Origin of the sequence: Trichocoleus desertorum ATA4-8-CV12 (genome assembly GCA_019358975.1) — a bacterium.
GTDB classification, from domain to species: Bacteria; Cyanobacteriota; Cyanobacteriia; order FACHB-46; family FACHB-46; genus Trichocoleus; species Trichocoleus desertorum_A.
Window position 1 is genome coordinate 1 of the sequence record JAHHIL010000042.1, and the last position, 25,756, is coordinate 25,756.

The window sequence follows — 25,756 nt, forward strand, 5'->3', positions numbered from 1 at the left end:
TCCATTTGAATATATTATGAATTGGATTGCATTACTTCTTGGAGGTGAGGGCGATCGCACCTTTGTAGAATGCCTGCAACTGCCTCTGTGTATGGATTTCAGTCTTTTTGGTTATTGGTTGACATAGGCCGATCGCCTTTTTATTCCAATCCGATTCATTAGATATCTATATCAAACTATGAAAATATCCAATCTAATTACCCATATTCATTTGGATTTGTTATGGATCATCTTATCCAATTCGTTCTAAAAGATATGGATATAAGCAATCCAAATCAATCGAGTTGGCTATGAATTTATGTTTGAAAGGTTAGTTAAACTGCTTGTACGCTTAGATTTACAGCAACTAACTTATTTAGTCCGATCGCCCATCGGATCGCCTAACTTATTGATTTGAGTTGCATAAACCGTAGATTGCATATTGATTTTGAATATGGATTGAAATAGAATAGATATGTAATCCAAAAAGGTAGCTACTTCAACTAATTGATTGGATGTTCTACCGATGAGAGGTAGTTCCATGCTATCAAGGCCCACGCTTTCTAAATCTGCTGTAAGTTTCTCTCCTTTTGTCTCTTTATTGGTTGCTTTGGTTGAGCTGGCGATCGCTAATCTCAGCCTCTTCTATTGTTCTGAGAGTCAGCAGTTGACCTTTCAACAGGCGATCGCAAACTTCAATCTCTTCTCCTTTTCCACTAAGCAGCCATCTACTACTAAGCGGGCGATCGCTGGCCTTATGTTCCTCTATCTACCTACTAACCCACAGTTCGTCCTTGAGCAGGCGATCGCAGCTGTTATAAGGCAAGATTCTCTCTTTCACTTCCAGGCTCTTCGTGGCCTTGCTGAACAAGCCTCCTGACATCGATTTCGATCGCTCTCTAGGAGACTGTGTTTGTCTCCTTTTCTATCTCATCTAATTGATAAGCAATGCAATCTGGAGAACGGATATGGGTAAACGTGCTTGGCTCTCTAACTTGATTGACAATGACTATCTCCCGGCGATCGCTCTGCTATCTGATTCTCCTCGGGGCAGGGCTAAGGCTCAACAACTCGTTACTCGCATGCGGCAAGAGTGGTCCGATCGCGGGGCTCTAGCTCTCAACCAACAGCAGAGTTTGATGGACCAAACTCGTAGGGCGATTAAAGACCAACTGGGGGAAGACCATTTCTCGCTCGACTATATCAAGTTCTCGACTGAGGAATACACTCAGCTCAATGATGAGAAGCAGCGATCGGTCTCAGAACGCAATGAAGATGTGAAGCAACTGCACAATCCAGATGGCATCGTGGCAACCGCTGTTCGCTTGCTGGAGTCGCCGGAGTGGGCAGAGGTGGCTGCGGCTCTGGCGGTACTGACGGGTAGACGTTCCAGTGAGCTACTTTCGACGGCCAAGTTTGAACCCAAGACGCGCTGGAGTGTGGTCTTTACTGGAGCGCTTAAACGTGGGGGAGAAACGCAAACGCTCAGTTTTGAGATTCCCACGCTGACGACCTCGGAGAAGGTGTGCAAGGCTTTAGCCAAGATTAGATGTGAGTTACCGGAGGCGCTGGAGCTACCAGCCAAAGAGGTGAATGCTCGCTTTGGTTCCGCTGTCGCGGCGGCGTGCGATCGCCACTTCTCGGACTTGGTGCCTCCTAGAGCTGGAGGCAACCTCTACACCCACTTGTTTCGTGCTGTCTACGCCACGATCGCGACCTTTTGGTACTGTCCGTCTCGTGTAGACCCAGTGGAGTTTAGAGCGGCGATTCAAGGTCACTATGCGGTGCTCGATGAACACAATCCAGAACTCAGGCGATCCCTGGCCGCTTCTCGTCACTACGCCGATTTTGAGATTGCGGACTCGGTCATTGCTCAGTATGCAGGCAAGCGCAAGGGCATTAAGCTGGGCCTAGGCGGTATTCAACCCATTGCTCCGTTTCAGCATCGAACGGATGACACTCCAACCAGAGAACGGCAGCGTCAGCAGCGTACTAGCCTGAGAATCTGGAAACACGACCAACCCGCGATCGCTCAGATTTTGGAGCACTTTGACGGCAAACTCCAACCCGATAAGATGTCCGCTTGGGTCGCTTGGTCTCTACAGCAGTTGGCCGCAAAAGCGACAACTGCTGAGTTAGAAGAGGCGACAGTTGACGGGGTAAGGGAGGTGGAAATAAGCGAGGCGATCGCGACCACTGCAACACAAGAGGAATCTGTTGATGAAACAGAAACAACTGAGGCGATCGCTTCCATTCCTGAAACTACTGATGCTGCACCACAGCCAATAGAGAAAAGCGAAGTCAGTGAACCAATCCAATCCACCGAATCCATAAGCAATTTGTCTCTAGAGCAGCCAACAGCAAATGGATTGGAATCCAAACTCGACAAGCTCATCGATGTTATGGCTCAGTTCGTTCAGTTTCAACTTCAGGCTCAAACACCACAGACTCAACAGGCAACAGAGCAAAACGCGATCGCTCAAGCAAATTCAACTAAGGCGGCAGTACCGGAGATAGAGCCAATATCTCAACCCGCGATCGCTCAAGCAGGGACAACTACACTCCCAGCACCAGTACCAGAGCAAGTTCCAATAACCCAACCCGCGATCGCTAATCAGACTATAGATACTCCGGAGAAGACAAACACTGAGGAAAGCAAACCGCGCAAATACAAAACTGGTGAAGCTGATGCGATCGTTCATCAGGCGATCGATGCCATCATCCACCACAACAATCTGCCCAACCAGCTCCATGACCTCAAGTGGGCTATCACTATTAACGGATTGAAGAACTTCAGCACCAATCAAAGAGTGATTGAACGCATCATGCAGGAACGCAAAGACGAGATTGATGCCCATCATCAACTCCACCAACTCCTTCCCAAACACAACCACCGCCACAAGAGAAAACGTAAAATTGGCGATGTTATCCAACTCTGAACTGGACGCTCTTTGTAGGTTGAGACGCGATCGCGCTCACCAAAATTGCGTATGAACCGCTCTTTGCCTCCCTTGGGCCACTTTGCCCAAAGTTTGAATGACGACTATGCTGCTGTGAAGGCAGGATTGACTCTAGACATCAGTAATGGTCCCACGGAAGGCCACATTAATCGTTTGAGCATCTTCAAACGATTAATGTACGGTCGCACCGGATTGGAGTTACTGAGGCGGCGATTTCTCTTGCGCGCTTGAATTCGTTGGCTTCACACCCAACAGCAGCAATCACTCATCACTCACTTGAAAGTCTCGATATGGGCTTTTGGGAAAATGGATTGGAATGTGGGTTGTGGGGATGCCTCTGTGAGGCATCTCTATTCGAGCAACCTTCTTTACATTCAATCTTGATCCCACTACTCAAAATTTGCCTTCACCACTCCCGGCGATCCCATCCACCTAAACCACCTATGAACCAATCACCACAAGATGCCACAGCTACGATCGCTTCACCAAAATTGCGTATGAGCCGACACGATCGCTCAACCACAGACCGAACAAAGCCTTTTGTAATTTTCCTGCTTGCAAAGAAAGATGTGACAAGACATAGGCTTGCCCTGTCCACTCCTTCTCCCTTTAAGTGGCGGCACTTTCTGTCTGATGTCATTCTACTCAACGTGCGTTGGTACTGCCGTTACCCCTTGAGCTACCACAAATTAGAGGAGATGATGCTTGAGCAAGGTCTTAAAGTCGATCCTTCTACAAAAAGTCTTTGCGACACCATCCGGAAAAATAGAAAGGCGAGAAAAGTTTGTTTTGTGCATTCCGTGCTTCTTTGGTTAGGGCAGATAACAAAAGGCAATTCTTTAAATAGTCAGACAGATCATCATGGGTATCCCTTGAACCTATGATTCAATTGATCAATCAACCTTAACTCCTTGACAAAGGAAAGCAGTTTGTGCAGTAGTTGAGCCTTCATCGCCTAAGTTTTGAGCAGTCTTAGGAGTAATACTGGTGGTAGACATCCGCAAGTTTTTTCGAGCGACCAATCCTAGCCAGACTCTGAATCCGGAGAAGGAGGAGGATCGCCAATACTACACCGATTTCTCTTCAGTGCGCGGAGGGCAGATTATTCAAGAATTGAAGGACAACATTTCCTTTTTTTCACCGGATGATCCAACCTGTGTGTTGTTCACAGGACACATTGGCTGCGGCAAATCGACGGAGTTGCTGCGGCTGAAAGCCGAGCTGGAGCAGGAAGGTTTTCATGTCGTCTATTTCGAGTCTAGCGAAGACTTAGAGATGGCAGATGTAGACATTGGCGACGTCATGTTGGCGATCGCCAAGCGGGTGAGTGAAAGTCTGGAAAAAGCCGAAGTCAATTCTCAAGCGACGGGCTTTCGAGCTTTGCTGGAAGGCACGATGAAAGTGCTGATGACGGAAGTGGATGTCACAGCCAAAACTAAGATTCCGGGAGTTGGGGCAGTTGGGGTCAATACTCAGGGAGAATTTTCACTCTCGGCAGGGATTGCAGAGCTAACCGTCGTTGCCAAGAATGACCAGACGCTGCGGGAGCGACTCAACCAATATCTGGCACCCCAGAAAAACAAGTTGCTGGATATGATCAATCGAGAGCTGCTTGAACCAGCGATCGTTCAGTTGAAACAGCAGGGCAAACGAGGGCTGGTGGTGATTGTGGACAACCTCGATCGCATTGACAATCGCACCAAATCTTTTGGTCGTCCGCAGCAGGAATATCTATTTATTGATCAAAGCGAATGTTTGACCAAACTCAGGTGTCATTTGGTTTACACGATGCCCTTGGCGCTAAAGTTTTCTAACGAGTATGGGATGCTGACCCAGCGCTATGAGGAACCCAAGGTGTTGCCGATGGTACCAGTGCAGTTGCAGGATGGCGGCGATTGTGAAGCAGGTTTAACTCTGTTACAGCAAATGGTGTTGGCAAGGGCTTTTCCTGATTTGGGTGAAGCGCAACAGTTCGAGAAAATTACCGAGGTTTTTGACCATCCTGAAACGCTCGATCGCCTATGTCGCGTCAGCGGTGGGCATGTCCGCGACCTGCTGCGATTGCTGAATGACTGGCTCAAGAAGGGCAGACAGCTTCCTCTATCGGGTGCAATCCTAGAAGATGTCATTCGTGCCCGTCGCAATGAAATGACGATGCCTATTTCAGATGATGAGTGGGAGCTGTTGCGACAGGTCAAGCAACGGAAGAAAGTTAGCGGCGATCAGGGATATCAAACGCTGATCCGCAGTCGGTTGGTGTTTGAGTATCGCGATCGCGGCGAGTCCTGGTTTAACGTCAATCCGATTTTGGCGGAGGCAAAGGAACTGCAATGACTGATCCGGGCACTCCTTTAGAGATTACGGTTGACAACCAGAATGCGTTGGAGGAGCTTGCTTGGGCGATCGACATGTCTCAAGGGCAGTTTGCCCTGTTGCTAGCGCAATGCAACTATGTTCGATTGCGGACGCAGATAGCGGAGCAGTTACAGAAAATTTCTGCTGTGCCCATTCGAGTGGTGACGTTGCCAAAGTTGGCTACAACGCTTTATACCTCGCTCAAGGCAGAGTTGGGCGACGAGAAACCTGAAGCCGTAATGGTGTTTGGGCTGGACGAGTCCGAAAATCTGGATCAGTTGCTTGCTTCGACAAATCAAGTACGAGAGGAGTTTCGCCAAACTTTTCCATTTCCGCTGATCCTCTGGATCAATGATGATGTTCTCAAGAAGCTACTGCGATTGGCTCCTGATTTTCACAGTTGGTCTACGACTACATCGTTTGAGGTTACCAGCTCTGATCTGCTGGAATCTTTGCGTCAGGGAGCCAATGAACTATTTGCTACGCTTTTGACTGCTGAGACAAATGCTTCCTTTAACAGGCTGTTTGCTCAGATAGATCTAGCAATTTTGCGCCAGCAGGAATTAGCAGCCGCATTGAGTGAGCTGCAAAAGCGAGGTCAGGTTCTAGAGCCAGCGCTGCAAGCTAGTCTGGGCTTTTTCCAAGGGGTCAGTGCTGGAACTGATTCTGAAGCCTTGACATACTTGCAGCGAAGTCTGGATTTTTGGCAGCAGACTAGCGACGACCCTAAAGGGGGAACTGCTTCACATTCCCAAAGCAACGGCATTGTTCCAGCCTCAAACCAACTCCGTGTAGCGCTGCTGCTTTTCTTTATTGGGCAGTACCAATATTACGTGACAGAGCAAGATAGAGCGCGATCGCCCGATTGGAAAAAGACCCAAGTTCCTCTCCAGCAAGCCATTGAGATCTTTGAGCAAGCTAATCGTCCAGATTTAGCCGCTAAATGTATTACTCGCCTAGAGCGAGTGTTAGAGCGCGTGCCAGATTGGGATGCACTGGAAGCAGTGGCGCAAAAATCCCTAAAATTACATCAGTCCTACTGTCATCTCAGCAGGTTGGCTCAAGATTACCGCTACCTAGCAGAGGTGGCGTTGCGGCGACAGCGAGCAGCAGAGGCAAAATCGCTAGCTCAACAAGCATTAGATACTATAGCAAAGATTCCAGAAGACCAGCGATGGCAAGGGTTACATCTGCTGACGCTGGCTAGGGTGGAACGGCAGCTGGGCAATCAAGAGGGGGCGATCGCCCACCTAAAAGCAGCCTATGATTTAGGCGATCAAGGGTTCCCTCGCCTCTTCAGTGAGATTCTGGCGGAGTTGCGAGACATCTACTTAGAGCAGAAGCACTATCTAGAGGCATTCCTACTGAAACAAACACGGCTCTCGGTAGAGCAGCAGTATGGCATTCGAGCATTTGTTGGGGCAGGACGGCTGAAGCCTAAGCGGGAAGACGCAGAACAACACATCAATCAAGCAAATTTAGCAGAATCAACTGAAGAAATTGCCCCAGAGATTCGAGCATCAGGACGGCAAAAAGACCTGGATGAACTGCTCCAGCGAATTGGCGACACCGAACACAGATTGATTGTGGTACACGGCTACTCTGGCGTGGGTAAGAGTTCGCTGGTGGTGGCGGGGTTGGTTCCAGCACTGCGGCAGAGGGCGATCGGTTTTCGCAATAATCTGCCGGTGCTGATTCGGGAGTATAGCCGTTGGATGGCCGTACTGGGGCAGCAGTTAGTAACAGCAACAGGAGAGAGCAGCAACGCAGCTTCTGAGAATTCGGAGGAAGAAGCAAGCTGGGATCAGGCAGCATTTCTAAAACAGTTGCGGCAAAACGAGCAGCGCAACCTCCGTACGGTCCTAATTTTTGACCAGTTTGAGGAATTCTTTTTTGTCTATCCTGATCCGGTCCAGCGTAGGCAATTTTTTGAGTTTTTAGGACAGTGTTTAGGGGTGCTGTCGGTTAAGGTAATTCTCTCTTTGCGGGAGGACTATCTCCACTATTTGCTGGAGTGCAGCCGTCTTTCTAGCATCAAAACCACAGGAATTGATATTCTCAGCAGCAATGTGCTGTATGGGTTGGGCAATTTTTCGGCTGAGGATGCGAAGGCGATTATTCAAGACCTGACTGACCGCGCCCAATTTTATCTGGAACCCGCTTTGGTCGATGCCCTGGTTAATGACTTAGCCGGAGAATTGGGAGAGGTCAGACCGATCGAGCTACAGGTGGTGGGGGCACAGCTACAAGATGAAAATATCACCACGCTAGCGAACTACCAAACCTGCGGTGAAACGCCAAAACAAGAGCTGGTCAAACGCTATCTGGCACAATCGGTGACAGACTGCGGCAGCGAAAACCAGCAGATTGCCGAACTGGTGCTGTATCTGCTCACCGACGAAAAAGGAACTCGCCCGCTAAAGACGCGTCCTGAGGTGGAGCGAGATTTGCAGGCGCTGACTGGCATCCTGATTCAAACTGGCTCTGCCTTGGACGATGCTCTGACACTAGTGCTGTGCGTGTTTGTAGACTCCGGCTTAGTTGTGCTGTTGCCAGAAATCCCACTGGATCGCTATCAATTAGTGCATGACTATCTCGCAGCCTTTATCCGCCAACAAGCTCCCCAGATCGATCGCCTGATCGCTGAACTCGAAGCAGAACGAAAACAGCGACGGCTAAGTGAAGAAGAACTGGTCAAAGAAAAGCAGTCCAAGCAGATTTTAGAAGCCGCTCACCAGGAGGCGAAAAAAATTGCTCGTCTGGAGCGAGTGGGCATGCAGGCAATGCGGCAGTTTGAGTTTGCCCAACTTGAGGCGCTCACTTCAGCCGTACAAACCGGAGAAGACTTACGAATGCTGATGCACGAGCGGGGTGAAGATGTTTATTCAGCGACTAGCCCCGTTCTGGCACTTCAAACGATCTTAGACGCCATTCAAGAGCAAACTCACTTTAGGGGGCATCAGGGCTACGTCAGAAGCGTCAGTTTCAGTCCCAATGGCACGCAGATTGTCAGCGCTGGAGACGATAGCACCGTCCGACTGTGGAACCTCGATGGACAACAGGTGCAGCAGTTTAAGGGACATCAGACCCCTATTAGAAGCGTCAGTTTCAGTCCCAATGGCACGCAGATTGTCAGCGCTGGAGACGATAGCACCGTCCGACTGTGGAACCTCGATGGACAACAGGTGCAGCAGTTTAAGGGACATCAGACCCCTATTAGAAGCGTCAGTTTCAGTCCCAATGGCACGCAGATTGTCAGTGCCGGAGCTGATGGCACCGTCCGACTGTGGAACCTCGATGGGGAGGAGGTGCAGCAGTTCAAGAAACATCAGGGCAGTGTCATTAGCGTCAGTTTCAGTCCCGATGGCACGCAGATTGTCAGTGCCGGAGCTGATGGCACCGTCCGACTGTGGAACCTCGATGGGGAGGAGGTGCAGCAGTTCAAGAAACATCAGGGCAGTGTCATTAGCGTCAGTTTCAGTCCCGATGGCACGCAGATTGTCAGTGCCGGAGCTGATGGCACCGTCCGACTGTGGAACCTCGATGGGGAGGAAGTGCAGCAGTTTAAGGGGCATCAGACCCCTATTAGAAGCGTCAGTTTCAGTCCCAATGGTACGCAGATTGTCAGCGCTGGAGACGATGGCACCGTCCGACTGTGGAGCCTCGATGGACAACAGGTGCAGCAGTTCCGAGGACATCAGACCCCTGTCAGTAGCGTCAGTTTCAGTCCCGATGGCACGCAAATTGTCAGCGCTGGAGTCGATTTTACCGTCCGACTGTGGAGCCTCGATGGACAACAGGTGCAGCAGTTCCAAGGACATCAGGGCAGTGTCATTAGCGTCAGTTTCAGTCCCGATGGCACGCAAATTGTCAGTGCCGGAGCTGATGGCACCGCCCGCCTTTGGAACCTCGATGGGGAAGAGATGCAGCAGTTCAAGGGACATCAGACCCCTGTCAGTAGCGTCAGTTTCAGTCCCGATGGCACGCAGATTGTCAGTGCCGGAGACGATGGCACGGCACGACTGTGGAGCCTTGATGGACAACAGGTGCAGCAGTTCCAAGGACATCAGGGCTACGTCAGTAGCGTCAGTTTCAGTCCCGATGGCACGCAGATTGTCAGTGCCGGAGCTGATGGCACCGCCCGCCTTTGGAACTTGGATGGGGAAGAGATGCAGCAGTTCAAGGGACATCAGGGCATTGTCAGTAGCGTCAGTTTCAGTCCCGATGGCACGCAGATTGCCAGTGCCGGAGCTGATGGCACCGTCCGACTGTGGAACCTGGATGGGGAGGAGGTACAGCAGTTCCGAGGACATCAGGACTATGTCAAAAGCGTCAGTTTCAGTCCCGATGGCACACAGATTATCAGTGCCGGAGACGATGGCACGGCACGGCTGTGGAACCTGGATGGGGAGGAGGTGCAGCAGTTCCGAGGACATCAGAGTGATGTTAATAGCGTCAGTTTCAGTCCCAATGGCACGCAGATTGTTAGTGCCGGAGCTGATGGCACCGCCCGCCTTTGGAACCTCGATGGGGAGGAGGTACAGCAGTTCCGAGGACATCAGGGCATTGTCTGGAGCGTCAGTTTCAGTCCCAATGGCACACAGATTGTCAGTGCCGGATACGATGGCATGGCAAAATTACTTCCGGTTCTAGACCTGAATCAACTTTTAAGGAGAGGCTGCGCCTATCTCAACAACTTCTTGATTGCCTATCCCGATCGCCTCAAAACCCTAACAGCTTGCCATGATGACTCCGATCGCCTTGCTGCGGCTGCCCCTAATTTAGTAAAAGAGGCAGAAGCACAGGCAAGAGCAGGGAATGTGGATGCTGCGATTGATAACTTCCGTACTGCCCTGCAATGGAATCCCAGCCTTAACATTGATGATCCTGAAGCCAAAGCAAACCAGTTGGCATCCGAAGGAAAAGCTCAACGTCTAGTTAGCGAGAGTGAGGCTTAGTGAAGCAGGGCAAGATTGAGGAGGCGATCGCCTCCTATACTAAAGTCCAACAAGTGAACTTATCCTTAGAAGTTACTGCTAACGCTTGGAAGGGTCTTTGTTGAAATGGTAGCCTGCAAGGACACGCGAAAGATGTGCTCTTTGCGTGCGAAAAAGCGGTTGCCCTCTGTCGTTTAACACGCTTCTTATCCCGATTAACACATTAAACGTCCTCCAAAAAAGTCCTAAAAACTTCGTATAACAAAGCTCTCAGGCTTTTTTAATAAAATCCAGAAAATAACATATTAAATGTCCAAAGTCGGCTATTTTGCAGAGTTCGGACATTTAATTTGTTAATTCCGCCCAAAAGCAGGATAATTTTCTACGTCTCCCACACAGCATAAGAATGGCAAAACCTTTGCAGGCAGGGTTTTGAATGCTTTTCCCTTCAAGATAGTGGACATTCAATGTGTTAACGGGGATGAGAAACGTGTTAAGCGACAACTGCTGATGAAACAGAAACGACTCAAGCGCTCGCCTCAACTTCTGAAACCACTGAGGCGGCACCAGAACCGATAGAGGAGAGCGAGGTTAGGGAACCAATCCAATCTATAGAATCCGTAAGCAATTCATTTTTGGAGCAATCAACAGCAAACGGATTGGAATCTAAACTCGACAAGCTCATTGATGTCATGGCTCAGTTCGTTCAGTTTCAACTCCAGGCTCAAACACCACAGACTTAGCAGGCAACGCAGCAAAACGCGATCGCTCATTCAGAGACAACTAGAGTGGCGGCAGCACCCGAGATAAATTCAATATCTCAATCCGCGATCGCTAACCAGGATAGGGATACTGCGGAGAGCGAAGCTGAGGCCAGCAAACCTCGCAAATACAAAACTGGCGAAGCTGACGCGATCGTTCATCAGGCGATCGATGCCATCATTCAACACACCAACCTCCCCAACCAGCTTCATGACCTCAAGTGGGCTATCACTATCAACGGGTTGAAGAACTTTAGCACCAACCAACGGGTCATTGAACGCATCATGCAGGAACGAAAGGACGAGATTGACGCTCATCATCAGCTCCACCAGCTCCTTCCCGGCCACAACAACCGTCACAAACGAAAACGAAAAATTGGAGACGTGGTAAGGGTTTGAACTGGCCGCTCTTTGGAGCTTTTGAGCTTGAGATTCTCAGAACTCTGAAACCTACCCTCGCTGACGCGATCGCGCTCACCAAAATAGCGTATGAACCCTAATAACGTTAGAAGCGTGGAAAAGCAACTGGGGATTAAAATAGTGCCATCGACTAGCTTAGGAGAGAGAGGTGACAGTTCGATAACCCCGCTACAGCAAAGAAGAATTCGCCCGACGCAGCGACGCAGGTTTGTGAACTTTAAGGGCGATCGCAAGTTGAGGTAGCTGATCACGGCAAAAAATATGCGCCCAAATGTTGACGCTCAGAAAATAGAACGCTTGATGCAAGTCCTGGGTCGAGAAGCTCAAGGTTCAGGTTGCATTTATTTTACAGGTGGTGCTAGCGCTCTCCTGATTGGTTGGCGTAGTTCCACAGTTGATGTCGATATTCGTTTAGATCCTGAGCCTCCAGGGATTTTTCAAGCAATTGCTAAACTCAAACAAGAGTTGAACATCAATATCGAATTGGCTTCTCCACAAGATTTCTTGCCCCCTCTTCCAGGATGGCGTGATAGGAGCATGTTCATTGGCAAGCAAGGTCAAATCTCGTTCTATCACTATGACTTTGTTGCCCAAGCTCTCTCTAAACTATCCAGAGGATTCGACCGTGACATTAATGATGTTCAAGCCATGTACGAACAGAAATTATTTTCTTTGAAGCAGCTACGGGATGGCTTGGAAGCCATTGCACCTGAATTGATCCGATTTCCTTCTCTGAATCCTAATGTCATTAGAAGCAGAGTCGGGAGCTTTATCGAACGTTTTGAAGACAACCCAGGGGAGAGTTAGCCATGATTCTCAATGAGTTTCCAGGAGCAGAATTAGTCTTGCCGGGATTGGAAGATCTTCGCAATGGCAAGACGAATACAGTTGGCTCATTGTTAATAGCGATCGCCGCCACACGTTTAACTGGAGCAGGTTTAGATATTCCAAAAGATTACCTAGCTCCAGAACCAGAGTTGACTCTGTATGCCCGCCTTCAAGATGAACGAGACGATGCCTATTCCTACTACAATGCTCTGCTGAGCAGCCTGAATAGCTTTTGCAATGCACTTGAACTCAGTTATAAATATTAAGTCGTCTAACAAGGCCCATGTACACCGACCGCCGAAGGCGATTGGTTAGAGTTCGAGGTTATGTGCGGCGGGTAATGGACAATGTTAGTTGGCTTCGTTCTCGGTGATGGCAGTGGTTTGAAATTACTGATCAGGTGCTTGAAGTTGCAGGCACAATATTCGTTCAATTGAGATGAAAGAGTATTTGAAGGTTAGTGAAGTCATCGACTGGCAGCATCCAGCAGTGATGGAAAGGGCCCAACAGATCGCATTGGGACTTGGCTCACCACAGGCGATCGCTCAAGCTTGTTTTGAGTGGGTGCGAGACGAGATTGGTCACAGTTTTGACTATCAAATGAATCCTGTAACGTGCCGAGCCTCAGAGGTTCTTCAGCAGAAAACGGGTTACTGCTTCGCTAAGAGTCATTTACTAGCAGCACTATTACGAGCTAACCAGATTCCAGCAGGATTTTGCTATCAACGGTTGAGTATTGATGACAAAGGTGGGCCGTACAGTTTGCACGGCTTCAATGCTCTCTATTTGCCTGATGTTGGTTGGTATCGGGTTGATGCCAGAGGCAATAAAGCAGGGGTGAATGCTCAGTTCACTCCACCTCAAGAGCAGTTAGCGTACAAGATTCAGTTGCCTGAAGAGGCAGATTTCCCAGCGATTCTTGCCGAACCGCTCCAGATTGTCGTAGAAGCGCTGCAAGCACAAAGTACGTGGGATGAGATGCTGCGTAACCTTCCAGACATTTCGTTGGAGTCCGCCAAGGTCTATAGTTTGGTCTGAGGCTTCGACCTTCGTGGAAAAATTATCACTTTTCAGCAACGCCTCTGAGTTTGAATTTTCCGCTCTTTGAAGGTTGGGGCGATCCCTCAGAGAGGAGCCGGTCAAAATTGAAGAAATAGGGGGTGTGGAAGCGATCGCTCTTAACCTCAAACTTCTCTTCCGGATGCCAATTCCAGATCAACCAACAACTAGCCCTATTATCAGCGCTTGCCTGTCACTTCACCAAAATAGCGTATGAGCCCAGATAGTGCCGAACGCGACAAAATCTAAACCTCGAAGGGATCGAGTAGAGTTTCTGTAGAAACCTGCGTGCGTTGATGCTGGTAATAGGATTTGACAGCTTGCCTCAGCGCTTTCAACTTTTCGTGATCGTTGGAGAGGCAAATAAGCAGGTCTGAATCATCGCTAGATTCTATTGCCTCGATTCTGCAAAGATTAGCTCTAACAAGTTGAAGATAATCACCTCTTGTTAACTGATTGCCAATCTGTTTTGCTAAATCCACGCAAACTGGTGGCAAGCCAAGATTGAGTCTTATAAGTAATCGATTAACTCGTTCTTCTAAGTCAAGGATAGGATGAAGAATACTGGCAATTTGAGAAACTGTAGGTAACAAATCACTCGTTCGTGCTGCAATATCTCGGATTGCCCCTGCTGCACCTCCTGGTGAACCACCAAATTGAGTTAAAGCAGCTTCAATGTCACTTATGCTTCTCTGTGTAACAAAAAAGAGGCAGGCAATTGCTTTTTTGGCTCTTAAGGTTGCTTGATGAGGCATCACTGTATTTTGAGCAAGTTTATTGAGCAGGCTTAAAGGTACGTTCTGTCTCTGTAGCTCCTGCCTCCAAAATAAAGGTTCTTTATTCGTACTGCGTCGGTTAATTGGAAAAAGCATTTGATCTAGCTCTACAGTTAACTGCACAGCAGTTAGCAAAGTTGGCTCATGAATTGAGTCTGGGTCCAAACCAGCTAGAGCATTAATAATCCGAATAATTGATTCAACCTCTACTCCAGCCTGCCCCGTTAACTGTCCAAGTGCAGTTAGACAATAGAATCCGTTCTCATTTTGCTCCACAAGGCCATGAGTCAGTAAGCTCTGAATTGCCTCTATGATTTGTGAGCGGCTCCATTGCCAATGTTGTGAAGCCTGAGTTTGCTGGAATGCTCCAAAACTAGCTTCTAAAAATTCAGTAATATCCTCAGCACTAATACCACGCTTCACAATCTGCTGAACGGATGTGAGTACACGAATAATCAATGATCTTGGATCAGTTGTAGTACTGAGAAAACGAGATACAAGATCTTCTGGCTCACCTTCAACATAACGTTGCCAGAGATAATGCTGATCATGAGGTGTCAATGCTAAAAGATAGGATGTACCCTTTTCTGCATATCCTAGACGTCCTGCTCGTCCTACTAAATTTTTATATTCTGCAATTGAGTAAGGTTTTTTGCTGTTGTTTGGAGCAGGATGATTCAGTCCCACAACGATAATGGATGAAGCAGGTGTATTAATACCCATTGCTAAAGTTGTAGTAGCAGCGATTACACGCAGAGTTGTATCTTCTGCGCGAAAGTGTTCTTCAACTACACGTCTTTCATCGGGTGCAAGCTCACTGGTATGAAAAGCAATTCCACTTTGGAGAACAGCGTGTAGATCCTCTGAAGCTTTAGAACGATCTCCACCTGGTAAAGCAGCCAGAGCTTCCTGTGCGGAGGGTAAGTTTAATGCTCTAGCCAAATACTGGGCGCATCCTCTAGCTTCTCCTTTCGTTTCCCGAAACACAATTACTTGCTGCCCTTCACTTACCAACTTTTGAACTAATGGAATAACCCAGTCCTGGCTCGTTCCTTTGTGCTTTAAAGGGAGGATAAGAGGCTCTGTTATATGTTTTTTACCTAATATACCGTCAATAAAATGAAAGCTTCCATCTCTTAGCAGTAAACCCTCATCTAGTGGAATAGGGCGCTCATTACGTCTGAGTAAGCGTGCTCCAAGCCAACGCTCCAGTCCGCTGGTGTCACCGATAACCGCAGAAAGAGCTATGATTTGAGGATTAATCCCATGTTGACGTTGTACTCGTAACAGCGTCAGTATAAATTCTAGATTAACTCCACGAGATTCATCTGCAATCATTTGCACTTCATCAACAACAATGGTTCCGACCTGATTCAGAATATGAGGATTGCTCAGAACAATTGCAGCAAACTTTTCATAAGTCATCAGGCACAAATCATACTGACCACGCAGTAGCGGCGTAATGTCGTCTGTTTCCCCAGTAGCGGCGATCGTTAAAATACCAAACGCTCCATAAACCTTGATAAAGCTTCTCAACTTGTCGTTGACTAATGCCTTTAGAGGGAGTAGAAACAAACCTCGCCTACGCTCTAAAGCTCCCTTTAAAGCTGCAAGCTCACCAATCATCGTCTTACCAGATGAAGTAGGCGCTGAGACGACCAAATTTTCACCTTCAAGGATTTTGTATTCGTTGATTGCATCAATTTGTAGCGAGTTTAGAGATGGAATATTACTTGCCCATAAGCGTAGTAACTCAGTTGGAAATCCATAGGTTTCGAGACTATAAATATCTGTAGTGACTTGAGTTTGTGCTCGTTCAGGAAACGCAGCAAAATAACACTTTCCTGGTTTGAAGATAGGCCATAGTAGTTCTCCTTCAAATTGTCCACGAACAGTAGGATGCTGTGTTTGACCAAGCTGTGTAGAAGCATCAATCACTCGCTTGGTTACAAAATCCAACAATTGGTAGACAGGTAGTTTGCCAGCTTGCTGAACTTCTTCAGCACCCTGCAAAGCCTCCAACAGATGATAGGTGAGCAGCCCGTGGCCATAACGAGTATTTTCATAGGCAGGTTCAGTCGCACTAGAAGCTGTTAAAATTAGCCGTCCTTCTCCAGATAGCTCCAAAAGAAGGTTTTCTGTGGACTTTAAACCTCGTGCTGTTGTCTCAACATGCAGGACTTTCGCTCCTATACCACCGGAGAAACAGCAATCTAAAACGCAAATTAAATGACGTGTAGGAATGCTACAAACAAGCTCAGACAACCTTTCTAAGGCAATAGATGTATTCTCTACATCATAAATTTCAGTATCGTAGGTGACCAGTTGATGCGTTTCTGAACCATGTCCTGAGAAGGTTACCACCACTACGTCATCATAATCACACAGTGATAGCTTCGTAAGTTGCTCTTGAATAGCAGAACATGTAGCATCTTGGTCTACTAGAAGAGTAGTTTCGCCACCAAATGCATCAGTAAACAAAGCATGTAGTGCTATTGCATCACGCTTTGCACAATTTAACCAAGAGATGCTAGGCGAAGCATAACGATCGATACCAACGAATAGTCCATAAAAAGCCATAACTAATTTCCTAGCTTGAGTCAAAGGTTAGTGTTGCGGACTAGAGCCAAAATTGGCGATCGCACTCAGGCACATAGACACCATTCAGGCGCAAATCCGCCAACCGATCAGCGCCATGCAATAACATCGGCAAGCGGGGCGGCTTCAGAGCACCATGATGGAGTAGGGTCAGCTTCAAAGTGGCATCCATGATCTGCTCGATCGATGCTGGATGCCCTTCAGAGCGAACTGTTAGGCGAATGGGACGAGGAACCCCAATTCTGCCACTGACCTGGGTCGTGACCAGAATGGCTTCATGACTAGAGAGTTTCAACCCAAGTCCGCGAGTCGGAGCCGCAATGCTACGTCCCCGGTCAGAGTTTGATCGCGGAAGGTTATAAAGCCTTGACGTACCTGACTTACGACACTCAACCAGGATGAACTGCGATTGGATTGCCGCTGCCCAGTTCAATAGGTGAGTAACCTCATCGCCGCAAAAACGTCCATCTCGGTAAATTAGAACTGTTTTCCCTCTCAATGCACCGGCTGGTAGCAGTGCCTCCAGAAACCGTTGCGGAATTTCTTCTCCCTCGATCGCAGCATCTTCCGACTTTGCCCGAATAAATTCTCCTCGATTACCGTACAAGCAGACTCCGGCACAGGCATTCATGCTGCCCGACAACCGCCGCTTCTTGGAGCGCGCCACGTCTAGCCCAATAAACACATCGGCAACCTGCAAGGGTTCTGCCAGAACGAAAGGAACGTTTCCTAATTTCGCTAGCACTCCCAGCATCACCTGATTCAAAACGTATCGAGTTTCTTTCCGAAGCGTCTCCTCATAGATGAACTGACTAGCGATCTGGCGGCGCAGCAGCTTTGAGTAAATGCGATGGTAGAGGCTACCGCTCTCGTCATCATCAGAACCGCGATCGCTCTGAGGTAGAAATACAAACATGATGTCCGGCTTGATCGTCATCAACTCATCCAGTTTGTCCTCTAGAGTCGCTCGACCCTCTGGACTGTTCCAGTTGTCCACCAAAATGGCTTCGGTGCTGGGGTTGAGTTCTAAGCTGGGAAACTTGTAGCGCTCGAGTTGCTGCCGCACCTGCTGCATAAACCCATTAACCTGTGCTTCAGGCTTGAGCAGATTGAGTACCACGAGCCGAATGGGTCTTTCTGAAACGTTTTGATAGTCCCGGTGCCGCTGATAAACTCCCCCATTTTCCAATCCACGCAGGATGCCGTTGTAGAGTCCTGTCACACCCTGTCCAAATTGAATCGGTGTTTGCTCAATCGGGTGCTCTGGTACCCAGAACAAGTCCCCGTTGTCTCTCCCGTTAATCGCTTTGAGGAATTGAATGTTGTAGGGTCGCAGTGCTTCCTTTGCAGCTGCACTGTATTCCTTCAGAAGTTGCTGACGATCTGCATACGGTATTTTGGTTTGCTCCAGCAGAGTGCCAAAATCAATGTCTAACTGATTTGCGGTTTCGGCAGTGACGCAGGGTCGCAATGCCGCCATTGCATAGGGGTAGAGGCGTTTGCTGTTTTGCCCAAAGCGTACAGCCACCACCGGTTGCTCTGCCGGAGCTTCCTCCAACGCTTTACGGCTAATAGCGCCACTAGCTTTTGTGAGTAGATATGTACGATGCTCCGCGATCGTTCCAACAATCTCTTCGATCGTCGCAGTGCTATCGGTATCTAGGGTTTCAACCTTCAAACTGACCAGTAACCTCTCAGGGTTCTGGCGGTAGGGGTGATTCGCCAAAAAACCATCCAATGTCCCTTGAAACGTAATGCGGCTGTGGGGAGATAGCGCGATCGCAGGATGAGGCATTTGATTGATTTCGACCGTCTCTGCCCCAAAGTCTGCTCTTCGCTTGACCTCAATGTTCTGCTCCGAATATACAGTCTTGGGTCGAAATGGTTGGCTAACATCCAAAATCTGTTCTGCAAAGGCGGCAATGATGTCTGGAGTCATCTGCGGATTTCGCGATCGCTGAAATCGCCACTCTGGATCGGATGGTTCATAAATCTCACGGTGGATGTACTCCAGTGCCCCCGCCCATTCTGCATCCGTTGGTAGGGTTTGCTCCTGGTTCGCTAGGGCATAAAAAAGACCGTTCTTCCAAACGACAATGACGTTTGGGAAGTAACGTGAAAAACGGTAACTCAGCCGCAACCCATCCTCACGGTCTGTAAGCGGAGACAGGCGAAAGCTAACCAGATTTAGGTCGGTGTGACCCAGGGCAAAAATCTCGCTCAGGCAATTTTTATCCTGAAGAGATTGAGTGGCTAATGCAATCATGGGTAGATGCTCCACTAAATGGTAAATTGACAAACGGATTGGAACTGGCAGGTCTGGCATTGGTAGCCGGAATGGGGCGGAAAGATTTCCTCAAACGATGCTAATTTACGCCTGTAGCGCTGCAAGTCGTTCTGATGTTGCTGGGCGAACCGGAATAAATCCATTTCCAACACTTGCAATTGCACTGACAATGCACGAATTGGATCTGACCAGGTTTGGGATTCAAGGTTATAGAAAGAGGCGATCGCCTCGTAGTTGGGGTAGAGATACTTAGCGGCCAGTAGGTAGACATAGGCTTGGCGGCGATCGAAGTCTGATTTGCCAGTTTTGAAGTCTAGAATGTGGAGCGTACCGTCCGGTTCAACAAAAATACAGTCGATTGCAGCAAAGAGATTACACTCTTGATTGCCCGAACGTAGCAAGATTGGCTCAGGAAATCCTTCATCTCCTCGGCTCAGTTTCAGAATGTTTTTGCCCAGCAGAATTGGAGTCACCTGATAGTTAGCCAGGACTTGGGTGACACGATTGCGAACCTCCTGACTTCTGTTTTCTAAACCCAAGATTGCTGACACTCGGTTCACACCATCGTCACCAATTAGGCAATGTACGTCCTGATGAAATTCGTAAATTCCCTGTTGCGCCAGCAACCCGATCTCCTGATAGACCGTTTCCTGCTGAATCAGCGGGGCAACCTCTGGTTCTTTAGCACGAGCTTTCAGAAAACCCCGCTTCATCGGGCAGTGCCGCTGTTCCTGACCGATTGCTGGCTCAAACAGGGCCCAGAGGTTGTAACTGAAAAATGGTTTCCAAACAGTCTGCATTCAGCTGGTCTCCTCACAACAGAAAAACTGCTTACATCGAATGGAACAAAAGTTTTAGTACATATTTACTAGTACACTCCATATATAGCGGCCTCAAACGGGACGAACGCTAAGTAAAGTGTTTTTTAGTGTTGATTTTTCTCGTCAACTATCTGCTATAAGATAATTGATGTTGATTTCTGTCGTCAACCCCCGGTATGATCGATCTGTAGGAAGGGAGGTTATGGTGGATCAAACCTTTGGTAAACGGCTTCGAGAAGCTCGGCGGAGCAAGGGTTACAGCCAACGAGAGCTTGCAGGTTTCGTTGACGTTGATTACACCTATCTGTCCAAGCTGGAAAACGATCGCGCCGATTATCCTCCAAAGGAAGATGTGCTTCGGGCACTGGCTCGCCATCTTGAGCTAGATGCTGAAGAACTCAGCTACCTGGCAGGTCGAATTACAGCAGAAGACGCAAAGGTGGTACAAGACTTAGCGAAAACGCATCAAAAACAAATGCCAGTTCTACTCAGAACAATTCGTGATAACCCTGCGATCGCACAGCGAATTTTGCAAGAGGCACAACAGGAAGAGCACCCGGAGGACTTATAGGTGGGAGTGATCAAGCCGCATAGACAACTCAACAAGAAACAGATTGAACAGCAGGCTGATAAAGTCCTTGCAGCGATGCAATCCAATGACTTTATGCCTAAGAAGTGGTCGAACCTGGCTGAACGCACGGCTGACTTCTTTGACCTCTGCGTTGACTGGGTGCCCTTCGACCCGAAGCAAGACGGCATTGTCGCTGCGAAAATCTATCCCACAGACAAGCGAATTGAATTGAACTTGGATTTTCAAGCCTTACACACTAATGAAGGGCTTTACCAATCAACTGTAAGTCACGAGGTTGGGCACTGGGTGCTACAGATCAACCAGGCGGAAGCGGAGGGAACCATCTTTCAGGGTGAACTTCCTCTGACGCCAGCTATGGATAGGGAAATCTTTCTATGCCGAACTGTAGACGAGCAGATGCTTTATCAGACGACCCAGAGAACCCAAAGTGATTGGCGCGAGTGGCAAGCACAATATTTTTCCAGTTGCCTGCTTATGCCCCAATTCAAGATTGAGGAGGCCCGCAAAGGACGGAACTTGTTGAACTGGAACCACCTGAAAGCTATCCAGGAAGAGTTAGGAGTTTCGCAACGGAATTTGGTACATCGGCTGAAAGATCTGGAGTTGATTGAGGAAAGCGGCAGGCGGCTTTATCCCGGTAGAAGGCTGAAGTCTGGTGAGCCGTTATTGGCAAGTTGGCAGGAATCGTCATCTACCCCAGATTAAGTTCTACTAAAGCAGGAGCCTGGCTAAGGCCGAGGGGGTTCTCAGTTCTGTCGATAAACCAATCTATCGACAGAAAATGCAGGTCTCATATAATTTTGTCGATTCATTACCTAATCGACAGAATCAAATGGTTAGTCCTTACCTGACAGCAGAGCGCGATCGCCTCCAACTTATCCCAGCCATCCGCTGCTTGCAAAACGGGATGTCGATCTATTTTTGGAGTCAGGGTCATTCAACTACACTTAGAAGCAGCACAGATAAGGGGCTTAGGGGCAATGGTGCAAGCGCTTCCTCAACTGATGAGCTTAGACGAGTTTCTCAACTGGTATCCAGATGGCTACGGTCGCTACGAATTGTGGAATGGGGTCGTCATTGAAATGCAACCGACGGGAACACATGAGCAAGTGGGCGGTTTTCTTGCAGGGGAGTTGTTCCTAGAGAGCAAGCGGCTGCAATTGCCCTATATTATTCCTCGGCAGGCAATCATCAAGCCACTAGATACAGAAAAGTCAGGCTATAACCCCGATGTGATTGTTCTAGACCAGCCCGCATTGGCTGAAGAACCCCTCTGGAGGAAGCGCTCCACCATTACCCAAGGCGAATCAGTGCGAGTGGTCATCGAGATAGTCAGCACCAATTGGCGCGACGACTATGGGCACAAGTTTATTGATTACGAGGCACTGCAAATCCCAGAATACTGGATTGTCGATTACCTCGGCTTAGGCGGCAGGCGCTACATTGGCTCACCTAAACAGGCAACACTCTCGGTTTATCAGCTAGTAGACGGCGAGTATCAAGTTCAACAATTTCGAGGCAGCGATCGCATTAGTTCTGTGGCTTTTCCAGAATTGCAACTCACCGCCGAGCAGGTTTTTGCAGCAGGTCAATAGTGTTAGCTTTGAGCGATCGCTGCCTCGTCGGGAAACATCTCCCGATGTTAGCACTGTACCGCTACTCAGCCTGCTTCGCCTGCTTTGTCACTTAGCGATCGCATCAGTTCAAACTTCAGCTTACTGTGCGCCTCACTCAACTCAGCAAATGTCTGCGTACGGGCTAAACATCCCAAGTAGGTTGCGTTCCCAAATTGGGAGAAGCGGGGGGGCGATCGCCCGCCAGCCTCTAAGACAAAAACTGGGGCAAGTAAGGGCAGCAGTGAAAAGGTCGCATCGTTTATCTACTGTTGCGGTGGATCTTCCATCCAGAGAGTACATTTTACGTTGCGGTCTTGGTTGCAACGAAGCAACCGTTGCTTATTATCCGCTCGGTTAATCAACTGCTGACTGATGGTGTACCAGTCCTCACTGCCAAACTTTTGGGCAGCGATCGCCCGTCCCTGTTGAGTCCCTAGCCAGTAAGCTGACCCTGCCACTACCACCAGAGCGATCGCCGTGGCACTACTGGCCCAAACCAAACCCTGCCAGAAAACATCTTGCAGATAGAGCTTGCGAGTGCGGACGAGCTCTTGGCTCCAGTCCCGTGAAGCCGTAGCGTTGATCTGATTAATCTCTTGGCGGTACGCCTCTACCTTCTTTTTCAGTACTACATCCGCTGACTGAATGGCCTGGTCAAAAGCAACAGTAAAGGTAGACCTGAACTCAGGCAACAGAGCTTTAGTATCTTCACCCCACTGCAACCGAATGCCTTCGATTTGGGCTACCGAATAATTCAGATTGGATTGGATGCTGCCATAAACCGTGGCAGCTTTACGAAACGATTCATCCGCCGCTGCTTTCATTGCAGCTGGAATCTCTCTGAGAATCTGGACGTAATATTGCAACGCCACTAAGAAGGGGTGCATCGGGTCATTGGTCGGGATACCCAGCTCTGCCATCAATCGCAAGATAAACTCGCGATCGCCCTTCTCCAGTTGGTTAAGCAGTTTGTCGAGAATTGTATTCCCCGTAAGAATCGGCTTGTGGTTGCCGTTACTGTCAGGCGTGCTGCTAGCCATTATGAGTACCCCATTGAATTCATGGTTGTCAGATTGAGCTGCCTCGCTTCCAAGCTCAAAAGGTAATGTAGTCACACCCTGAATTCGTATTGCTCTGCCCGTCTCTAGGCCAACCCCAAAAACTCCGCAGCTTTGAGGAATTCTGCTTCGGCTTCATCTAGAAAAACTTTCACCCGACGGCGATCGGCCATCGGTAACCCACTCTGAGGTTGCAAGGCATCACTGAAGGTCAGGTTTTTATCATCTAGCACGTCGTAAGTACTGTCGTACAGGTCGGGGAAGTTGAGAATCACCCCACCTGTTTGCAGAAGCAGTTCTTTCGTTTTGCTCTGGTCAAAGCGGCTGAACTTTTCCGGTTCTCCAAAAAAGCAGTTCTTCAGCACCACGTGGTCCGTGCGATCGCCACAGTACTCCATCAGCGTTCTGAGGGAGTTGATGCTATCTTTGACTCGACTGAGTACACTGACCATCGTTAGTTGATACCCGATTTCACTCAGAAAGTCAAAAAGCTTGATCTCTCGTTCAAAGCGCTCAAAGAGCTCTCCTCCACCCGCAGGAAAATCAATCAGCACAATCTGAGTCGTGGGGGATTCCAGGCTGTTTAGGAGTTCATCAGCTCCTCCTCGAACACTCAAATCAATCCGGCTTACGCCTGCACCAGAGTCAAAGGCAGATGAAAATGCTTGGTTGTAATGCCGATAGAGTTGAGCATTGCGGCGATCGCAATCAAAGGCGCGAGTGGGGATGCCTCGTCGGAGGACGATGTCACCTAGAGCCCGAGCGACTGTACTTTTGCCGTTGCCGCCCTTGTCGGAGGTGATGCCAATCATCCGTTTCGGTTTCAGCTGCTTTGGGAGGGGTTCAGCAACTTGAGGTTGGAGTTTTGTCGTTTTACTAGCCATTGCTCCACTGTTTATCTCCGTTTAGAGGTCATCATCAGAACGCATTTCTTGAAAACCGTACTCATTGGTATTGGTCAATAAGGGTTGAATTCCAGGCTCAACGAGAGGCTGCACTTTATCTTTGGGCAGTTGCGTAAGCTTGGGCGATCGCTGCGATGAGGGAACGGGAAGCGAATTCGCCTTTTTGACCTTGCTAGACTTGGAATCTAAAGCGGGTATGGTTGGCAGGTCAGCTTGGGGATTGAGGGCTCGGCTCTCTTGTAAATACCGCTTGAGAGTATTTAAGGTTAGGTCAACGCCTTCCGCCTTAAACACGTTGGCAATATCCTCTAAGGTGTAGCCTGATTCCTGAGCCGCTTCGATTTTAGGTCTGAGCCGAAACACCAGCTCTTTCACCTGCAAGCCCTTCGGGTTTTGCGCCAGGTGCTCCAGTTTTGAACTCAACTGGTTCGCGGTGCTCTCGGGATAAATCTTCGGCGGCTTGCCCATCATGACCTCGCTGAGTCTTGTCCAAATCGCCATGACTCCGATGGAATGCTCCTACTACTCTTCTAACGAAATCACGCTAGAGCTGGCGGCTTCAGAAGGCGGTCTTAGCAAAACTTTGAATTTGAGCGAGCTGGTTTCTGCTCCAGCGCCTGCCGAAATCACCCTGGACGTGCTAGGACAGAATTCTGATAGCTCGGTGGCGAGTTGGAGTGTTATGCCTAACTTTGAATCGATGGATCAGGCGATCGCGGAACTTAGAGGTGAGATTCGAGAGACTTTAGGAGATTCTGAGCTGCATCAACGCAGAACGATCCCGAAGCGTTTTTACATCACTGAAGCAGAAGAACAGCAGCTTGAGGAACTACGACAGGGGGTCAACCTCTCAGCCTTTGTGCGAGCCAAAGTGTTCGGTTCTGGCATTCCTCGACCTCGGGCGATCGCCCCTCAGATTAACCGAGAAGCTTACGTACAACTCGCTCAGCTTAGAGCCCTTTGCAACCAAATGGCGAAGGCCATGAATATAGCGGTCCAGCAAAACAGAGATTTACCGCTCACTTCTGCTTACCTAGATCAACTGGAACGACTAGAGACATTGCTGGTAGAAATCGGGCTGCAATTGAGCCAACGCCAGGATACTCATTGAGAGGAAACGAAGGCATGATTGGGAAGACGTTGCAGAATCACAACTTTAGAGAAACCACTCAATACGTGCTCGATAAGGAAGCGGCACGGTTACTCGGAGGCAGTGTAATGGGGTCTGATGCGGATACCATCTCACGAGAATTCCTCTTATCACAGGACTTAAACCTCACCATTGAGCGGCCCGTTTATCACCTGATTGATGCCTATAGCTATGAAGATGCCGCAACTCAGGATTTGAATGACGAGTTTTTAAGAGACAGAGCGATCGCTCGGTTTGCTGGATTAGTCGTATCAGCGAGGGAGCCAAACTTGCTGCGAAGCGACGACAAAACTGCATATAAACAGCAGATCAGTGAGTTTATTGAGTCGGAACTATACGAGTATCAATGGTTCTGTGCCGTCCACGAAGACACGAAGCATCGGCATACGCATTTCGTTGCCAGTCGCATCAATCTGCTAGACGGTCGTGCGATTCCCACTTGGCAGGACCACGAGCGCAGCCAGCGCATTTGTCGCGAGACCGAAAAAGAGTATGGACTCCAACCTCCGAAACCCGTGTAGATAATCAGGCAAAAGCTGATCGCGGCAAGAATGCCCACGAAGAGATCTCGGTAGACCCCATCAAACGCTGTGCACGTAGACCCAGCGTGATAATAAGCGCTAAGAGAATTCTGTATTTCCAGCGGAGCCGAAA

20 protein-coding genes and 1 pseudogene are annotated in these 25,756 nt (G+C 48.8%); 14 read left to right on the top strand and 7 right to left on the bottom strand.

Annotation, left to right across the window (positions count from 1 at the left end; all coding sequences use genetic code 11):
- Window positions 1–520 precede the first annotated feature (520 nt).
- The 6 genes and pseudogenes from KME12_21200 (at window position 521) to KME12_21225 (ending at window position 10,252) form a co-directional block, all read left to right on the top strand.
- Window positions 521–859, top strand: coding sequence for a hypothetical protein (locus tag KME12_21200; protein ID MBW4490305.1), 339 nt, complete (start codon window positions 521–523; stop codon window positions 857–859).
- Between the two features lie 88 nt (window positions 860–947).
- Window positions 948–2,918 carry a hypothetical protein gene (locus tag KME12_21205; GenBank protein MBW4490306.1) on the top strand — a complete coding sequence of 657 codons (1,971 nt, stop codon included), beginning with the start codon at window positions 948–950 and terminating at the stop codon, window positions 2,916–2,918.
- Between the two features lie 51 nt (window positions 2,919–2,969).
- The gene (locus tag KME12_21210) at window positions 2,970–3,170 is read left to right on the top strand and encodes a hypothetical protein (protein ID MBW4490307.1); all 201 of its coding nucleotides are present in this window, start codon (window positions 2,970–2,972) and stop codon (window positions 3,168–3,170) included.
- 359 nt (window positions 3,171–3,529) lie between these two features.
- Window positions 3,530–3,676, top strand: a pseudogene (locus KME12_21215) (IS6 family transposase).
- A 247-nt stretch (window positions 3,677–3,923) separates the two neighbouring features.
- A complete protein-coding gene (locus tag KME12_21220; GenBank protein MBW4490308.1) occupies window positions 3,924–5,273 on the top strand; it encodes a KAP family NTPase in 1,350 nt (449 codons plus the stop codon).
- Complete coding sequence (locus tag KME12_21225) at window positions 5,270–10,252, top strand: hypothetical protein (protein ID MBW4490309.1); 4,983 nt, start codon at window positions 5,270–5,272, stop codon at window positions 10,250–10,252. Before KME12_21220 ends, KME12_21225 begins: the two co-directional genes overlap by 4 nt.
- 791 nt (window positions 10,253–11,043) lie before the next feature.
- Here KME12_21225 and KME12_21230 read toward each other — a convergent pair.
- The gene (locus KME12_21230) at window positions 11,044–11,340 is read right to left on the bottom strand and encodes a hypothetical protein (GenBank protein MBW4490310.1); all 297 of its coding nucleotides are present in this window, start codon (window positions 11,338–11,340) and stop codon (window positions 11,044–11,046) included.
- Window positions 11,341–11,673: 333 nt separating this feature from the next.
- Between KME12_21230 and KME12_21235 the strand changes: the two genes are divergently transcribed.
- The 3 genes from KME12_21235 (at window position 11,674) to KME12_21245 (ending at window position 13,278) form a co-directional block, all read left to right on the top strand.
- Window positions 11,674–12,219, top strand: a complete 546-nt coding sequence (locus KME12_21235) for a hypothetical protein (GenBank protein ID MBW4490311.1) — start codon at window positions 11,674–11,676, stop codon at window positions 12,217–12,219.
- A gap of 2 nt (window positions 12,220–12,221) precedes the next feature.
- Window positions 12,222–12,506, top strand: a complete 285-nt coding sequence (locus KME12_21240; protein MBW4490312.1) for a hypothetical protein — start codon at window positions 12,222–12,224, stop codon at window positions 12,504–12,506.
- A 172-nt stretch (window positions 12,507–12,678) separates the two neighbouring features.
- Window positions 12,679–13,278, top strand: a complete 600-nt coding sequence (locus KME12_21245; protein ID MBW4490313.1) for a transglutaminase family protein — start codon at window positions 12,679–12,681, stop codon at window positions 13,276–13,278.
- 266 nt (window positions 13,279–13,544) lie between these two features.
- On the opposite strand, the gene KME12_21250 is transcribed toward KME12_21245, so the two are convergent.
- From KME12_21250 to KME12_21260, 3 genes are read right to left on the bottom strand one after another with little or no spacing between them, the layout of a single operon-like run.
- The gene (locus KME12_21250; GenBank protein ID MBW4490314.1) at window positions 13,545–16,655 is read right to left on the bottom strand and encodes a DEAD/DEAH box helicase; all 3,111 of its coding nucleotides are present in this window, start codon (window positions 16,653–16,655) and stop codon (window positions 13,545–13,547) included.
- A 40-nt stretch (window positions 16,656–16,695) separates the two neighbouring features.
- Window positions 16,696–18,939 (bottom strand): hypothetical protein, encoded by a 2,244-nt coding sequence (locus KME12_21255; protein ID MBW4490315.1) that lies wholly within the window; start codon window positions 18,937–18,939, stop codon window positions 16,696–16,698.
- A 14-nt stretch (window positions 18,940–18,953) separates the two neighbouring features.
- Window positions 18,954–19,760, bottom strand: a complete 807-nt coding sequence (locus KME12_21260) for a PD-(D/E)XK nuclease family protein (protein MBW4490316.1) — start codon at window positions 19,758–19,760, stop codon at window positions 18,954–18,956.
- Window positions 19,761–19,986: 226 nt separating this feature from the next.
- Between KME12_21260 and KME12_21265 the strand changes: the two genes are divergently transcribed.
- The 3 genes from KME12_21265 to KME12_21275 all read left to right on the top strand — a co-directional run bounded on the left by KME12_21265 (window position 19,987) and on the right by KME12_21275 (window position 21,968).
- Window positions 19,987–20,352 carry a helix-turn-helix domain-containing protein gene (locus tag KME12_21265; GenBank protein ID MBW4490317.1) on the top strand — a complete coding sequence of 122 codons (366 nt, stop codon included), beginning with the start codon at window positions 19,987–19,989 and terminating at the stop codon, window positions 20,350–20,352.
- On the top strand, window positions 20,353–21,078 hold the full coding sequence (locus tag KME12_21270) for an ImmA/IrrE family metallo-endopeptidase (protein MBW4490318.1): 726 nt from the start codon (window positions 20,353–20,355) through the stop codon (window positions 21,076–21,078). It abuts the gene before it with no gap.
- Between the two features lie 275 nt (window positions 21,079–21,353).
- Window positions 21,354–21,968: a Uma2 family endonuclease gene (locus KME12_21275; GenBank protein ID MBW4490319.1), complete on the top strand. Its 615-nt coding sequence runs from the start codon at window positions 21,354–21,356 to the stop codon at window positions 21,966–21,968.
- Between the two features lie 284 nt (window positions 21,969–22,252).
- Here KME12_21275 and KME12_21280 read toward each other — a convergent pair whose 3' ends face one another.
- The 3 genes from KME12_21280 to KME12_21290 all read right to left on the bottom strand — a co-directional run bounded on the left by KME12_21280 (window position 22,253) and on the right by KME12_21290 (window position 24,453).
- Complete coding sequence (locus tag KME12_21280; protein ID MBW4490320.1) at window positions 22,253–23,029, bottom strand: hypothetical protein; 777 nt, start codon at window positions 23,027–23,029, stop codon at window positions 22,253–22,255.
- A 104-nt stretch (window positions 23,030–23,133) separates the two neighbouring features.
- A complete protein-coding gene (locus KME12_21285) occupies window positions 23,134–23,931 on the bottom strand; it encodes a hypothetical protein (protein ID MBW4490321.1) in 798 nt (265 codons plus the stop codon).
- 21 nt (window positions 23,932–23,952) lie between these two features.
- Complete coding sequence (locus tag KME12_21290) at window positions 23,953–24,453, bottom strand: hypothetical protein (protein MBW4490322.1); 501 nt, start codon at window positions 24,451–24,453, stop codon at window positions 23,953–23,955.
- Between KME12_21290 and KME12_21295 the strand changes: the two genes are divergently transcribed.
- Window positions 24,452–25,063: a hypothetical protein gene (locus KME12_21295; GenBank protein ID MBW4490323.1), complete on the top strand. Its 612-nt coding sequence runs from the start codon at window positions 24,452–24,454 to the stop codon at window positions 25,061–25,063. The two genes, KME12_21290 and KME12_21295, sit on opposite strands and share 2 nt — an antisense overlap.
- 14 nt (window positions 25,064–25,077) lie before the next feature.
- Window positions 25,078–25,623, top strand: coding sequence for a relaxase/mobilization nuclease domain-containing protein (locus tag KME12_21300; GenBank protein ID MBW4490324.1), 546 nt, complete (start codon window positions 25,078–25,080; stop codon window positions 25,621–25,623).
- The last annotated feature ends 133 nt before the right edge of the window (window positions 25,624–25,756 follow it).

Coding starts and splice junctions, on each gene's coding strand:
- KME12_21255 (MBW4490315.1), bottom strand. CDS start 18,939: ATGATTGCATTAGCCACTCAATCTCTTCAGGATAAAAATTGCCTGAGC.
- KME12_21200 (MBW4490305.1), top strand. CDS start 521: ATGCTATCAAGGCCCACGCTTTCTAAATCTGCTGTAAGTTTCTCTCCT.
- KME12_21210 (MBW4490307.1), top strand. CDS start 2,970: ATGAACCGCTCTTTGCCTCCCTTGGGCCACTTTGCCCAAAGTTTGAAT.
- KME12_21285 (MBW4490321.1), bottom strand. CDS start 23,931: ATGGCTAGTAAAACGACAAAACTCCAACCTCAAGTTGCTGAACCCCTC.
- KME12_21245 (MBW4490313.1), top strand. CDS start 12,679: ATGAAAGAGTATTTGAAGGTTAGTGAAGTCATCGACTGGCAGCATCCA.
- KME12_21235 (MBW4490311.1), top strand. CDS start 11,674: ATGCGCCCAAATGTTGACGCTCAGAAAATAGAACGCTTGATGCAAGTC.
- KME12_21250 (MBW4490314.1), bottom strand. CDS start 16,655: ATGGCTTTTTATGGACTATTCGTTGGTATCGATCGTTATGCTTCGCCT.
- KME12_21240 (MBW4490312.1), top strand. CDS start 12,222: ATGATTCTCAATGAGTTTCCAGGAGCAGAATTAGTCTTGCCGGGATTG.
- KME12_21275 (MBW4490319.1), top strand. CDS start 21,354: ATGGTGCAAGCGCTTCCTCAACTGATGAGCTTAGACGAGTTTCTCAAC.
- KME12_21290 (MBW4490322.1), bottom strand. CDS start 24,453: ATGGCGATTTGGACAAGACTCAGCGAGGTCATGATGGGCAAGCCGCCG.
- KME12_21260 (MBW4490316.1), bottom strand. CDS start 19,760: ATGCAGACTGTTTGGAAACCATTTTTCAGTTACAACCTCTGGGCCCTG.
- KME12_21300 (MBW4490324.1), top strand. CDS start 25,078: ATGATTGGGAAGACGTTGCAGAATCACAACTTTAGAGAAACCACTCAA.
- KME12_21225 (MBW4490309.1), top strand. CDS start 5,270: ATGACTGATCCGGGCACTCCTTTAGAGATTACGGTTGACAACCAGAAT.
- KME12_21205 (MBW4490306.1), top strand. CDS start 948: ATGGGTAAACGTGCTTGGCTCTCTAACTTGATTGACAATGACTATCTC.
- KME12_21295 (MBW4490323.1), top strand. CDS start 24,452: ATGACTCCGATGGAATGCTCCTACTACTCTTCTAACGAAATCACGCTA.
- KME12_21280 (MBW4490320.1), bottom strand. CDS start 23,029: ATGGCTAGCAGCACGCCTGACAGTAACGGCAACCACAAGCCGATTCTT.